The organism is Blastococcus sp. LR1 (assembly GCF_020166105.1).
Classification (GTDB): domain Bacteria; phylum Actinomycetota; class Actinomycetes; order Mycobacteriales; family Geodermatophilaceae; genus Blastococcus.
Genome location: NZ_JAIUJY010000004.1, coordinates 185,791 through 198,510, shown reverse-complemented (window position 1 = coordinate 198,510; position 12,720 = coordinate 185,791). Strand labels below are relative to the sequence as shown.

The window sequence follows — 12,720 nt, the reverse complement described above, 5'->3', positions numbered from 1 at the left end:
CGGTCAGAGTGTCACCACGGACCGTCTGTGCGCAGCCCGTGCACCCCGCGATGATCGGACGATGCATCCGGAGGAGGGCCCCACGAAGCGTCGGGCGGCGATGGCCGCCTGGCACCCCGACGTCTACCAGCGCGCCATGGCCTACGTGACCGATCCGGACGGGCGGCTCCTCGTCTTCGACCACCTCGACGTGGATGCGGGGACCCAGGTGCCGGCCGGCGGAATCCACGTGGGCGAGTCCGCCGAGGCCGCCGTCGTCCGCGAGCTCGCCGAGGAGTCCGGGCTCGTCACCCCCGCGATCGTGCGGAAGCTGGGCGAGGCCTGGAACCGGTCGGAGACGGGGCGCGTGCCGGCCGGGCTGGAGGAACAGGTCTGCCACGCCTTCCACCTCGGGCTCCCCGAAGGTCCGCGGCAGGAGCGGTGGATCTGGGAGGAGCGCTCCGGCGGCGACGCCGTGGAGCACCGGTTCGCGTTCCGCTGGATCTCTCTCGACGACGCCGCAGATGCGCTCTGGCCGGCCCAGGCGATGTGGATCGACGCGGTCCGGCTCTCCGTCCGCCATCCCGCCTGATCCCCGGCGTCCCTCAGGCCGGCGTCGGCGGCAGATCGCGTGGAGCCGAGAAGCGGAACACCGAGCCGGGGCTGAGCAGCCCCGCGGGGTCCAGCGCCGACTTGATCGAGCGGTGCACCGCCAGGGACACCGGCCCGATCTCCCGCTCCAGCCAGTCCAGCTTGATGGTGCCCACCCCGTGCTCGCCGGTGATGGTGCCGCCGAGTGCGAGGCCGAGCTCGAGGATGTCGTCGAAGGCGGCGAACGCCCGCTCGCGCTGATCGGCGTCGGCCGGGTCGAACACGATGGTCGGGTGCATGTTGCCGTCACCGGCGTGCCCGACGACGCCGATCGTCAGCGCCCGGGTCGCCGCGATCGCGTCACAGCCGTCGAGGAACGCGGCGATCCGGGACCGCGGCACGGCGACGTCGTCGATCAGCGTGCTGCCCACCTGGGCCAGTGCGGGCAGCGCCATCCGCCGGGCCTGGAGGAGCAGATCGCCCTCGGCCGGGTCCTCGGTGGTGTGCACGAACTGCGCACCCGCCTCCCGGCACAGCTGCGCGAGCGCCTCGATCTCGCGGGCGGCGGCCTCACCGCCGGTGTCGGACTGGGCGACCAGCAGGGCGTGCGCGTCGCGGTCGAGGTCGGCCTTGAGCAGGTCGTCGACGGCGCGGATACAGGTGTTGTCCATGACCTCGAGCAGGCTGGGCACCAGACCGGTGGTGACCACGCGCTCGACGACCTGACCGGTCTGCGCCGTCGTCGCGAAGGTGGCGGCGAGGGTGACCGGCCGCTGCGGGGCGGGCCGCAGCGCCAGCGTGGCCTCGGTGATCACGCCGAGGGTCCCCTCGGAGCCGACGAACAGCCGCGCCAGGTCGTAGCCCGCGACGCCCTTGACGGTGCGCCGTCCGGTCCGCAGCACCCGGCCGTCGGCGAGCACGACCTCCAGGCCGAGCACGTAGTCGGTGGTGACGCCGTACTTCACGCAGCACAGGCCGCCGGAGTTGGTGGCGAGGTTGCCGCCGATCGTGCACCAGTCGTAGCTGGAGGGGTCCGGTGGATAGAAGAGCCCGGACCCGGCGACGGCGTCGCGCAGGGACTTGTTCACCACGCCGGGCTGCACGACCACCAGCCGGTCGGCCGGGGAGATCTCCAGGACCGCGTCCATCCGGGTCATCACCAGGGTGATCGCGCCGTCGACGGCGTTGCTGCCACCGGACAGCCCCGAGCCCGCGCCCCGCGGAATGACCGGGACGCCGTGCCGCGCGGCCACCCGCATCACCGCGACGACGTCGTCGGTGCACCGCGGGAAGACGACGGCCGCGGGCGTGCCGGCCTCGGCGAGCATGGCCTGGTCACGGGCGTAGGAGGCCGTGACGTCGGGGTCGGTCAGGACGGCGTCGGCGCCCAGCACGTCGGTGAGCTCCGCGAGCCACGAGGTAGCGACTGTGGTCACCGTCACACCGTACGGCGTCCCTGCGTCGGTGATCAGGAGACCTGATCGTCAGTCGTCCTGGCTCAGCACCGGTGGTGAGCCAGGACGCAGAATGATCAGGTCAGCTGATCATCCTGGACTTCAGTCCAGGCCGAGGTCGGCGAGGGTGAAGGCGGCGCGGTACTCGAAGCCGGCCTCCTCGACCGCCTGGCGCCCCCCGCGGTCCACGATGACGGCGATCGCAACCACCTCGGCGCCGGCCTCCTGCAGCGCCTCGGCCGCGGTCAGCGGACTGCCGCCGGTGGTCGAGACGTCCTCGACGACGAGCACCGCGCGGCCGTCGACGTCCGGGCCCTCGATCCGCCGCTGCAGGCCGTGCGCCTTGCCGGCCTTCCGGACGACGCAGGCGTCCAGGAAGCCCTCCCCCGCCGACGCCGCGTGCAGCATCGCCGTCGCCACCGGGTCCGCGCCCAGGGTGAGCCCGCCGACGACGTCGTAGCGCAGGTCGCCGGTCAGCTGGCGCATCACGCGGCCGACCAGCGGGGCGCCCTCGTGGTGCAGCGTCAGGCGGCGCAGGTCGATGTACCAGTCCGCCTCCGTGCCCGAGGAGAGCGTGACCTTCCCGTGCACCACGGCGAGGTCGAGGATCAGCTGCAGCAGCCGGTCGCGGTCGGGCAGGGCGGTGGGTGCCGTCATACGAGGAACCCTAGACACGCGCAGGGCCCCCGTCGGACCGAAGTCCGGCGGGGGCCCCGCAGTGCCTCCTCCCAGCGATCAGGAGGAGGTCATGGATCACATACCGGCAGGCTTGAGGACCTGGTCGATGACGTAGACGGTGGCGTTGGCGGTCTGCACGTTCCCGCAGATCACCGAGGCCTCCATGCCGACGACGGTGCCGTCCATGGCGATGGTGAAGTCCTCACCGGAGCCCTCGATGGTGACCTCGTCGTTGTTCAGCGTGGTGTGCGTGCCGGCCAGCTCCTCCGGGGTCAGGCGACCCGGGATGACGTGGTGGGTGAGCACCGTGGTCAGGGCAGCCTTGTCGGCGAGCAGACCGTTCAGCGCGTCGGCCGGGACGGCCTCGAACGCCGGGTTGGCCGGGGCCAGCACGGTGATGTCGTCGGTGCTGTTCAGCGTGTCGCCGAGCTCGGCCTCGGTCACGGCGGTGACCAGGGTGGAGAGGATCGGGTTGTTGCTGGCGGCGGTGGCGACCGGGTCGTCGGACATGCCCTCGACGCTGCCCTCGCCCTCGGTGGGGACCTGGGAGCAGGCAGCACCGAACGGCGCGTCGGACATCGGCATGGCCTCGCTCTCCTCGGCGGAGGAGGAGGAGCTGCCGGCGGAGCCCGACGACGTGCTCTCGGAGCCCTCGTCGGAGCCGCCACAGGCGCTCAGCGTGATGGCGAGCGTGGAGACGGCGGTGACCAGGATGCCGCGGGAAAGGGTGCGCTTCATGGTGTGGTGCTCCTGTCCAGTTCCGTGCGACGTCGGTGTCGCGGTTCAGGTGGTGCACCGGCCACGGGAGTGGCCGGGGGGTTCGTCGTCGGCGGGGGCCGGGACGGGTCTGGTGGGTCCGGTGCGGGCGGCCGGACCGGGGTTCAGCGGACGACCACCCGGACGGAGTGCCAGCCGCTGGCACCGTTCGGGAACGGGGCGGCCCGCTCCTCGGTCTGGGTCTCGCCGTCGGAGCTCGTAGCGCGCACGGTGACGTCGTGCTGGCCGGCGGCGAAGTCGTAGGGCAGCACCCACTGGCGCCACAGGTCGGCGTCGACCTCGGGCGAGAGCTCGGCCTCGGCCCAGTCCTCGTCGTCCACCTTGACCTCGACCCGGGCGATGCCGCGGGTCTGTGCCCAGGCGACGCCGGCGATCGGCTTGCGGCCGGCGGGGAACGCCCGCAGCGGGGCCGGGGTGTCGATGCGGCTGAAGACCTTGATCTCCGCCTGAGCGGCCCAGTCGCGCTCGACCCAGTAGGGGTCGAAGGCGCTGAACGTCGTGGCGTCGATCGTCGTCAGCCACTTGCACGCCGAGACGTAGCCGTAGAGGCCCGGGATCAGCATCCGCACCGGGAAGCCGTGCTCCACCGGCAGCGGCTCGCCGTTCATGCCGAAGGCGAGCATCGCGTCGTCGACCTCGAGGGCTGAGCGCGTCGGGGCGCCGATGGTCATCCCGTCCTGCGACGTGCAGACAAGCTGGTCGCTGTCGTCCCCGATGCCGTTCTCGCGGAGGAACGCGCCCAGGGGCACGCCCAGCCACCGGGCGGTGCCGGCGAGCCGGCCGCCCACCTCGTTGGAGACGCAGGTGAGGGTGATGTCGCGCTCGATGATGTCGTCGCGGTCGAAGAGGTCCTGCAGCGTGTACGTGTTCGGGGAGTCGAACTTGCCGGTGAGCGTCAGCTTGTAGTCCGACGGGCGGATCTGCGGCACCGAGATGGCGGTGTCGACCCGGTAGAAGTCGCGGTTCCGGGTGACGAGCGGGGTCAGTCCGTCGATGCCCGGGGCCAGGTCGGCGCCGGCAGGAAGCGCCGGGGCAGGCGAGGCGGGCGACGGCAGGGCGAGGTCGCTGCGCTCACCGGCGACGTCGAAGCGCTGCTGGAGCAGGCGGCCACCGCCACCGGCGACCGCGGCGACGCCCACGGCCGCGCCGCTGGTGAGGAAGAACCGGCGACGGTCCATGCCGGCGCCCTTGCGGTCACCGGCGCCGAGCGCGTCCCGGAGGCGGCCGGCCAGACCGTGCTGCGCCGGGGACCGGACGGCATGCTCGGCGGGATCGGCGTCCTCGTCGGCGAGCGGCGTCTGCAGCGGGGAGAGCAGGGCCAGCAGGGCGACCGCGCCGACCAGCGCACCGATCAGGGCGGGCAGGCCGTAGAGGATGCCGCCGGCCGGGCGGGTCACGGCGGCGACGACGCCGACCAGCCCGAAGACCAGGATGCCGAGGACACCCAGGCGCCGGCTGCGCAGCCCCACGAGTCCGATGACCAGCGCGTACAGCGCGATGACGATCAGCGTGCCGATGATCAGCGCGATCTTGTCGTTCTCGCCGAACGTCCGGATGGCGAAGGCCTTGACCGGCTCGGGGGTGAGCGTGATCGCGGCGTCCCCGACGGCCACGACCGGCGAGGAGGCGGGCCCGACGAGCGCCGCGACGAGTTCGGCGACACCGAGCGCGACGGCCGCGGCGAGCAACCCGGCCAGCGCGGCCAGGAGCCGGCGGACGCCGAAGCTCTGGCCCTTCCCACCGGAGGTGGTGCGCGGGTCCTGCTCGGTCATGGTCACGACAGGCATTCGCGCGCCGGACGGGATCCGGATTCATCTCGCGCACAATTTTTCTGCGCCTCAGCCGACAAATCCTCGCCGGTGCCGGCGAAGGCGGACCGCCGTCTGCCAGGCTGCGCGGGTGCCGGCCACCCCAGCCTCCCGTCCCGCGGACGCGACGAGCCCCGCCCAGAAGCCCCCGTCGGTCCGTGTCGCCATCGGCCTCCTGGCGGCCCTCGCGGCGCTGCTCCTGCTCTACGCGGCGATCACGTTCGTCGGGCGCGACGGGGTGATCCAGGCACTCGAGACCGCGGGGCTCACCCGCGCGGAGTCCGAGCAGTTCGTCACCATCAACCTCGCGTCGTCCCTCGCGCTCGGCGTGACCTGCGCGGTGTCGGCGATCGCCGTCGAACGCCGCCGTGCGTGGGGCAGGTGGACCGGGCTGCTGGCCGCGACGGTCCTGGCCCTGCTGATGCTCTCGTCGATGGTGGCCGCTGGTGGCGTCACCGTCGTCTCGCTGCTGCAGCTCGTGCTGTCGGTCTCGGCCGCCGCGAGCCTGCTGGCCCGCACGACCCGGGAGTGGCTCGGACGCCCGGCTCAGCCCTGACCGGTCGCCCGCTGCCAGCTCCGGTAGCGGTACCAGTCGTTGGACGGCGAGAGCGTGAGCAGGACGACGCCGACCACGAGGAGCGCCGTCTCGAACCAGCCCAGCGAGGTCACGAACGGCAGCGGGCCGCCGTCACCGGCCGCGCCCACCGGCGCGGAGAACAGCGTGAGCCCGGCGAACACCCAGAGGGTGATCCGGGCCCAGTTGTGGCCGCGCCAGGCGAACCAGACGAACAGCAGCTGGAGCGCGACGACCACGATCCCGACCACGATGGTCGCCCGCAGCAGCAGCTCGGCCAGCTGGTCGGCGTCGAGCTCCAGGCCGGGCGTCTCCAGCGGAGGCATGTCCTGGTCCGCGGTCCAGGCGAGGACGTCGTCGAACCGGACCAGCATCGCGACCGACGCCACGACACCGAGGAAGTAGGCGCCGAGCAGGGCGCCCAGCCCGGCGCGGACCGTCACCGGCCGCTCCACGGGCTTCGGCACCTCCCCCGTCCACTTCGAGCCGCCCTGGAACGCGTGCGGGTTCGGGCCCGGCTGGGCGGATGGCGGTGACGGCCACGCCGGCGGCTGAGCCGATGGCGGCTGAGCAGGCGGCGGCTGAGCTGGCGACGGCCACGCCGGCGGCTGCCCGCCCTGCTCCTGGTCGTGCTGGTCGCCCGGACCCGCCGTCATGCCGCCTCCGCTCGTCGTCCCCCGTGCCCGCGATTCTCTCCGACGCGCCGTCGCCCCTCCCGCACGGCCCGCGTCGGGCGCCCTGCACATGACAGGGCGCCCCTCTCACGCGCGCGTGACGCTCAGCCCCTCGGCGTCGCCGGCCGCCCAGTCGACGACGACCTCGTCGCCGTCCCGGATCTCGCCGGAGAGCAGCGCCTTCGCCAGCTGGTCACCGATCGCCGACTGCACCAGCCGGCGCAGCGGCCGGGCGCCGTAGACCGGGTCGAAGCCGTTCAGCGCCAGCCAGTCGCGGGCGGCGGGGGTCACGGTGAGCGTCAGCCGGCGGGCCGCCAGGCGACGGGCCAGGACCCCGACCTGGATGTCGACGATGCCGGTGAGCTCCTCGCTGCCGAGCGCCCGGAACACCACGACGTCGTCCAGCCGGTTGAGGAACTCCGGCTTGAAGTGCGACCGGACCACCTCCAGCACCGCGCCCCGGCGGGCCGCCTCCGGGATCGACTGGTCGGCGATGATCTGCGACCCGAGGTTCGAGGTCAGGATCAGGATGGTGTTGCGGAAGTCCACAGTCCGGCCCTGGCCGTCGGTCAGCCGGCCGTCGTCGAGGACCTGCAGGAGCACGTCGAAGACGTCGGGGTGCGCCTTCTCCACCTCGTCCAGCAGGACGACGGTGTACGGACGGCGGCGCACCGCCTCGGTGAGCTGGCCGCCGGCCTCGTAGCCCACGTAGCCGGGAGGCGCGCCCACGAGGCGGGCCACCGAGTGCTTCTCCGAGTACTCGCTCATGTCGATGCGGACCATCGCCCGGTCGTCGTCGAACAGGAACTCCGCCAGCGCCTTGGCCAGCTCGGTCTTGCCGACGCCGGTCGGGCCGAGGAAGAGGAACGAGCCGGTGGGCCGGTCGGGGTCGGAGACTCCGGAGCGGGCCCGGCGGACGGCGTCGGCGACGGCCCGGACGGCGTCGGGCTGGCCGACCACGCGCCCGGCGAGCCCCTCCTCCATCCGCAGCAGCTTCTGGGTCTCCCCCTCGAGCAGCCGGCCCGCCGGGATGCCGGTCCACGCCTGGACGACCTCGGCGATGTCGTCGGGACCGACCTCCTCCTTGAGCATGGAGTCGCCGGAGGCCACCGAGTCCTCGGCGGAGGTCAGCGAGCGCTCCAGCTCCGGGAGCCGGCCGTAGCGCAGCTCGGCGGCGCGGGCGAGGTCGCCGTCGCGCTCGGCGCGCTCGGCCTCCAGGCGCACGGACTCCAGCTCCTCCTTGATCCGCTGGATCCGCTCGATGGCGGTCTTGTCCTGCTGCCAGCGGAAGGTGAGCTCGGCGAGCTCCTGACGCCGGTTCGCCAGCTCCTCGCGGAGCGCCGCGAGGCGGGCGAGGGAGGACTCGTCGTCCTCCTTGGACAGCGCCATCTCCTCGATCTCCATGCGGCGCACGGCCCGCTCCACCTCGTCGACCTCGACGGGGCGGCTGTCGATCTCCATGCGCAGCCGGCTGGCCGCCTCGTCCACCAGGTCGATCGCCTTGTCCGGGAGGAAGCGGGACGTGACGTACCGGTCCGACAGCGTCGCGGCGGCGACGATCGCGGTGTCGGTGATCCGGACACCGTGGTGCACCTCGTAGCGCTCCTTGAGCCCGCGGAGGATGCCGATCGTGTCCTCCACGGAGGGCTCACCGACGTAGACCTGCTGGAACCGGCGCTCCAGCGCGGGGTCCTTCTCGATGTGCTCGCGGTACTCGTCGAGCGTCGTCGCCCCGACCATGCGCAGCTCGCCCCGGGCGAGCATCGGCTTGATCATGTTGCCGGCGTCCATGGACGAATCCCCGGTCGCGCCGGCGCCGACGAGCGTGTGCAGCTCGTCGATGAAGGTGACGACCTGGCCCTCGGCCTCGGTGATCTCCTGGAGCACGGCCTTGAGCCGCTCCTCGAACTCACCGCGGTACTTGGCGCCGGCCACCATCGCACCCAGGTCCAGCGCCATGAGCCGCTTGCCCTTGAGGCTCTCCGGCACGTCGCCGGCGACCATCCGCTGGGCCAGGCCCTCGACGATCGCCGTCTTCCCGACGCCCGGCTCGCCGATGAGGACCGGGTTGTTCTTGGTGCGGCGGGAGAGCACCTGCACGACCCGCCGGATCTCGGTGTCCCGGCCGATGACCGGGTCGATCTTGCCCTCGCGGGCGCGCTCGGTGAGGTCGACGGCGTACTTCTGCAGGGCCTGGAAGGTGCTCTCCGGATCCGCGGTGGTGACCTTGCGGCTGCCCCGGACGGTGCGGAAAGCGGCCACCAGCGCGTCGCGGGTGGCGCCGGCGCTGGTGAGCACCGTGCCGGCCTCGCCCTCGGAGCCGGCCAGCCCGACCAGCAGGTGCTCGGTGGAGACGTACTCGTCGCCGAGGGCGCTCGCCTGCTCCCCCGCGGCGTTGATCACCCGCAGGAACTCCCGCGACGGGGCGGGCGCGGAGACCGTGGCCCCGCTGACGCTCGGCATCCGGCGGAGCGCGGCGTCGGCCTTGCTGCGCACGTCGACGGGGTCTGCTCCGACCGCCGTCAGCAGCGGACCGGCGATGCCGTCGGTCTGCTCCAGCAGAGCGACCAGCAGGTGCAGGGGCTCCAGCGCGGCCTGACCCTGACCGACGGCGAGGCGCTGGGCGCCGGCGACGGCCTCCTGCGAACGGGTCGTGAGCTTGCTCTCCATGCTCGGACGCACGTCCTTTCGTCGTTCCGGATCGCCGTCCGTCCTGGGCGGCGCATCGACCTGTGCAACGACGGTCGAGTTGAGTCTGTTCCGCTCAACTCTGCCAGTACCTCGCCGCCGGCAACAGGTGGGGCCGGGCCGGCTTCCGGGATCCCGCGAGGTGAGAAAGAGGCCCGATGATCCTGGTCAAGGGGCCGAAGGGCTCTAGACTGCGGGAATGACCGCTCTGCCGGCGCCGAGCGTGGCGCTCGACGACCAGCTGTGCTTCGCCCTCTACGCCGCTTCCCGGGCAGTGACCGCGCGGTACCGCCCGATGCTCGACGAGCTGGGGCTGACCTATCCCCAGTATCTGGTGATGATGCTGCTCTGGGAGACCGACAACCAGACCGTGGGCCAGCTCGGCAACCGGCTGGCGCTGGACAGCGGCACGCTGTCCCCGCTGCTCAAGCGGCTCACCGCCGCCGGCCTGGTCAGCCGGCACCGCCGGGTCGAGGACGAGCGCTCGGTCTCCATCGCGCTGACCGACGCCGGCCGCGCGCTGCGCGAGAAGTCGGTCGCCATCTCGGAGGAGATGATCGGTGCCATCGGCTTCGACGCCGCCGAGTTCGACGACCTCAAGAGCCGGCTGCGGCTGCTCACCGAGCGGGTCAACGGCGCCGCACAGGCCTGACCTGCTTCCGCGCACGACGGTAGTGCGCAACCGGTCCGGGTAGGAGCTGGTCACAGTGCCGCCCGAGCAGGAGGCGGCCACGGCTCCGGAAGAGGCAGCATGCCTACTCGCACCGCACGTACCGCCTGGAACGGCACCCTCCAGGAGGGCTCCGGCCAGGTCGAGCTCTCCAGCTCCAAGATCGGCACCTACGAGGTGTCCTTCCCGAAGCGGACGGCCGACGAGGCAGGCGGGACGACCAGCCCCGAGGAGCTGATCGCGGCGGCCCACTCGGCCTGCTTCGCGATGGCCCTCTCCAGCGAGATCGGCAAGGCGGGCGGCACGCCCCAGTCGCTCGAGGTCTCCGCCGACGTCACGCTCGGCCAGAAGGACGGCGCCCCGGCGATCACCGGCATCACGCTCACGGTCCGCGGCGAGGTCGACGGCCTCGACGCGGCCGGGTTCGAGAAGGCGGCCCAGGCCGCCAAGGCCGGGTGCCCGGTCAGCAAGGCGCTCACCGGCACGGAGATCACCCTGGACGCCGCGCTCGAGGGCTGAAGAGGCCCCGCCACGACGACGACGGCCCGCCTCCCCGAGGGGAAGCGGGCCGTCGGCCTGTGCGGGGAGGTCAGCGCGAGCCGACCGGCGTGACCGTCCCTTCGGCGACCACCGGGGCCCCGGCCTGCGCATCGACGACCCGCCGGTCCGCCGCGCGCTCTGCCACCGCACGCTCCGCCGCCTCGCGCTCGTCACCGGTGTCGGTGCTCAGCGCGATCTCCTTGATGAACACGACCGCCACGAGGGCGATGACGGCGAGCACCGCGGAGATCAGGAAGATCCGCCCGGTGGCGTCGCCGTAGGAGGCGGCGATCAGCACGCGGATCGGCGCGGGGGCGTCGGCGAAGTCCGCCAGCCCGACGTCGCCGCCGCCCGCGGCAGCCGCCTCGACCGCACCCGGGATCTTCGCCAGGCCGCTGCGGATCAGCTCCGCGACGTGGTTGCTCAGCACCGCACCGAGCACCGAGACGCCGATGGTGCCGCCGAGGCTGCGGAAGAAGGCGACCGCGGAGCTGGCCGCGCCGAGGTCCGTGGCTGCCACGGTGTTCTGCACGGCGAGCACCAGGTTCTGCATGGTCATGCCGATGCCGGTGCCGAGCACGAACAGGAAGCCGCAGAGCAGGACCATGTTCGTCTCGTGGTCGATCGTCGACAGCAGGGCGAACCCGACCAGGACGAGCGCAGAACCGCCCACCAGGAAGCCCTTCCACCGGCCGTACTTGGTGATCAGCAGGCCCGAGACGGTCGAGGAGACGAGCAGGCCGCCGACCATCGGGATGGTGAGCAGGCCGGCCTCGGTCGGCGAGTAGCCGCGGGAGATCTGCAGGTACTGGCCCAGGAACACCGACGACCCGAACATCGCGATGCCGACGGCGATGCTCGCGATGACCGCCAGGGTCGTGGTGCGGTCGCGGAAGAGACGCAGCGGGACGATCGGCTCGGCCGCACGCGTCTCGGTGATCAGGAAGGCGATGATCGCCGCGGCGGCACCGGTCAGGAAGATCGCCGTCTCGGTGGAGGCCCAGTCGAAACGGGTGCCGGCCAGGGTGACCCAGATCAGCAGCGAGGTGACGGCCGCGGTCAGGAACGTGGCACCCAGGTAGTCGATGCGCACCCGGCGCTTGGTCACCGGCAGGTGCAGCGTGCGCTGCAGGAGGACGAGCGCGATGACGGCGAACGGCACGCCCACGTAGAAGCACCAGCGCCAGCCGAGCCAGCTGGTGTCCACCAGCACGCCGCCGAGCAGCGGCCCGCCGACGGTGGCCACGGCCATGACCGCACCCATGAGGCCCGCGTACCGGCCGCGCTCACGAGGGCTGATCATCGCGGCGATCGCGATCTGCACGAGGGCCTGGAGCCCACCGAGGCCGAGGCCCTGGACCGCCCGCCAGGCGATGAGGGTCTCGACGGACTGGGCGAGCCCGGCGGCCATCGAACCGATGATGAAGATGACGATCGACAGCTGGATGAGCAGCTTCTTGCTGAACAGGTCGGCGAGCTTGCCCCAGATGGGCGTGGTCGCCGTCGACGCCAGCAGGGTCGCGGTGACGATCCAGGTGTACTGGTTCTGGGTCCCGCGCAGGTCGGTGATGATCGTCGGCAGGGCGTTGGAGACGACGGTTCCGGACAGGAACGCGACGAACATCGCCAGCAACATGCCAGAGAGGGCCTCGAGCACCTGGCGGTGCGTCATCTTCCCCTGCTGCTCGACGGGCGCCTCGGGGGCGGCGGTGGTGCTCATGGAACTCCTGACGGATGGTGCGGCGGAGGGGGCTGAAGAGTGGGCGGTCATCCGGCGACGCCCTGGCGGGTGGGTTCCGCGGTCTGCGCGGCGGCCTCGACGTCGGCGAGCAGCCGGTCGACCAGGTCGGCCAGGCGGACCGCGTCGTCGTCGTCCCAGCCGGCGAGCGCGGTGCCGGTCCACTCCGACCGGAGCGCACGGGAGGCGGTCAGCGCCTCGAGGCCGCGCGGCGTGATGTGGAGCAGGCTGGCGCGCCCGTCGAGCGGGTCGGGGCGGCGCTGCAGGTAGCCGGCGCGCTCCAGCGTCGCCACCTGCCGGCTGGCGACGGAGGCGTCGACGCCTGCGCGGAGCGCGAGGGCGCTGCACCGCAGGTCGCCGTCGCGCTCGAGCGGCAGCAGCAGCGGCCAGCCGAAGGACGGCAGGTCGTCGTGCATCTGGGTCGCCGCCCGTGAGCTGATCTGCCGCCCGGTGCGAACGAGCTGGGCGATGCTCAGGGTGAGGCGTTCCCGGGTCTCCGGGCTGAGAGGCATGAGAGTCCTAGCTGATGATCAATGCTTGCAGACCGCA

At 72.5% G+C, this 12,720-nt stretch carries 12 protein-coding genes; 4 read left to right on the top strand and 8 right to left on the bottom strand.

Annotated elements, in window-relative coordinates; translation table 11 throughout:
• Positions 1 to 61 precede the first annotated feature (61 nt).
• Entirely contained in the window at positions 62 to 571 is a 510-nt protein-coding gene (locus LBW97_RS12840) for an NUDIX domain-containing protein (RefSeq protein ID WP_224499772.1), read from the top strand.
• A 13-nt stretch (positions 572 to 584) separates the two neighbouring features.
• Here the strand turns inward: LBW97_RS12840 and LBW97_RS12835 are convergent, their stop codons facing one another.
• The 4 genes from LBW97_RS12835 to LBW97_RS12820 form a co-directional block, all read right to left on the bottom strand.
• Positions 585 to 2,006, bottom strand: coding sequence for an FAD-binding oxidoreductase (locus tag LBW97_RS12835; protein ID WP_224499771.1), 1,422 nt, complete (start codon positions 2,004 to 2,006; stop codon positions 585 to 587).
• Between the two features lie 120 nt (positions 2,007 to 2,126).
• Positions 2,127 to 2,681: an orotate phosphoribosyltransferase gene (gene pyrE, locus LBW97_RS12830; protein ID WP_224499770.1), complete on the bottom strand. Its 555-nt coding sequence runs from the start codon at positions 2,679 to 2,681 to the stop codon at positions 2,127 to 2,129.
• 96 nt (positions 2,682 to 2,777) lie between these two features.
• Positions 2,778 to 3,440: a fasciclin domain-containing protein gene (locus tag LBW97_RS12825; RefSeq protein WP_224499769.1), complete on the bottom strand. Its 663-nt coding sequence runs from the start codon at positions 3,438 to 3,440 to the stop codon at positions 2,778 to 2,780.
• A 143-nt stretch (positions 3,441 to 3,583) separates the two neighbouring features.
• Entirely contained in the window at positions 3,584 to 5,251 is a 1,668-nt protein-coding gene (locus LBW97_RS12820) for a molybdopterin-dependent oxidoreductase (RefSeq protein ID WP_224499768.1), read from the bottom strand.
• Positions 5,252 to 5,378: 127 nt separating this feature from the next.
• Here LBW97_RS12820 and LBW97_RS12815 point away from each other — a divergent pair, with 127 nt between their 5' ends.
• Positions 5,379 to 5,843, top strand: coding sequence for a hypothetical protein (locus LBW97_RS12815; RefSeq protein ID WP_224499767.1), 465 nt, complete (start codon positions 5,379 to 5,381; stop codon positions 5,841 to 5,843).
• Here LBW97_RS12815 and LBW97_RS12810 read toward each other — a convergent pair.
• Both LBW97_RS12810 and clpB read right to left on the bottom strand, forming a co-directional pair.
• Positions 5,834 to 6,328: a hypothetical protein gene (locus tag LBW97_RS12810; protein WP_224499766.1), complete on the bottom strand. Its 495-nt coding sequence runs from the start codon at positions 6,326 to 6,328 to the stop codon at positions 5,834 to 5,836. The two genes, LBW97_RS12815 and LBW97_RS12810, sit on opposite strands and share 10 nt — an antisense overlap.
• 294 nt (positions 6,329 to 6,622) lie before the next feature.
• Positions 6,623 to 9,205 (bottom strand): ATP-dependent chaperone ClpB, encoded by a 2,583-nt coding sequence (gene clpB, locus LBW97_RS12805; RefSeq protein ID WP_224499765.1) that lies wholly within the window; start codon positions 9,203 to 9,205, stop codon positions 6,623 to 6,625.
• A gap of 217 nt (positions 9,206 to 9,422) precedes the next feature.
• Between clpB and LBW97_RS12800 the strand changes: the two genes are divergently transcribed.
• Positions 9,423 to 9,875 carry a MarR family winged helix-turn-helix transcriptional regulator gene (locus LBW97_RS12800; protein ID WP_224499764.1) on the top strand — a complete coding sequence of 151 codons (453 nt, stop codon included), beginning with the start codon at positions 9,423 to 9,425 and terminating at the stop codon, positions 9,873 to 9,875.
• A gap of 99 nt (positions 9,876 to 9,974) precedes the next feature.
• Positions 9,975 to 10,412, top strand: a complete 438-nt coding sequence (locus LBW97_RS12795) for an OsmC family protein (RefSeq protein ID WP_224499763.1) — start codon at positions 9,975 to 9,977, stop codon at positions 10,410 to 10,412.
• 70 nt (positions 10,413 to 10,482) lie between these two features.
• On the opposite strand, the gene LBW97_RS12790 is transcribed toward LBW97_RS12795, so the two are convergent.
• Both LBW97_RS12790 and LBW97_RS12785 read right to left on the bottom strand, forming a co-directional pair.
• Positions 10,483 to 12,153 carry a DHA2 family efflux MFS transporter permease subunit gene (locus LBW97_RS12790; RefSeq protein WP_224499762.1) on the bottom strand — a complete coding sequence of 557 codons (1,671 nt, stop codon included), beginning with the start codon at positions 12,151 to 12,153 and terminating at the stop codon, positions 10,483 to 10,485.
• Positions 12,154 to 12,200: 47 nt separating this feature from the next.
• Positions 12,201 to 12,683 (bottom strand): MarR family winged helix-turn-helix transcriptional regulator, encoded by a 483-nt coding sequence (locus LBW97_RS12785; RefSeq protein ID WP_224499761.1) that lies wholly within the window; start codon positions 12,681 to 12,683, stop codon positions 12,201 to 12,203.
• Positions 12,684 to 12,720: the final 37 nt, after the last annotated feature.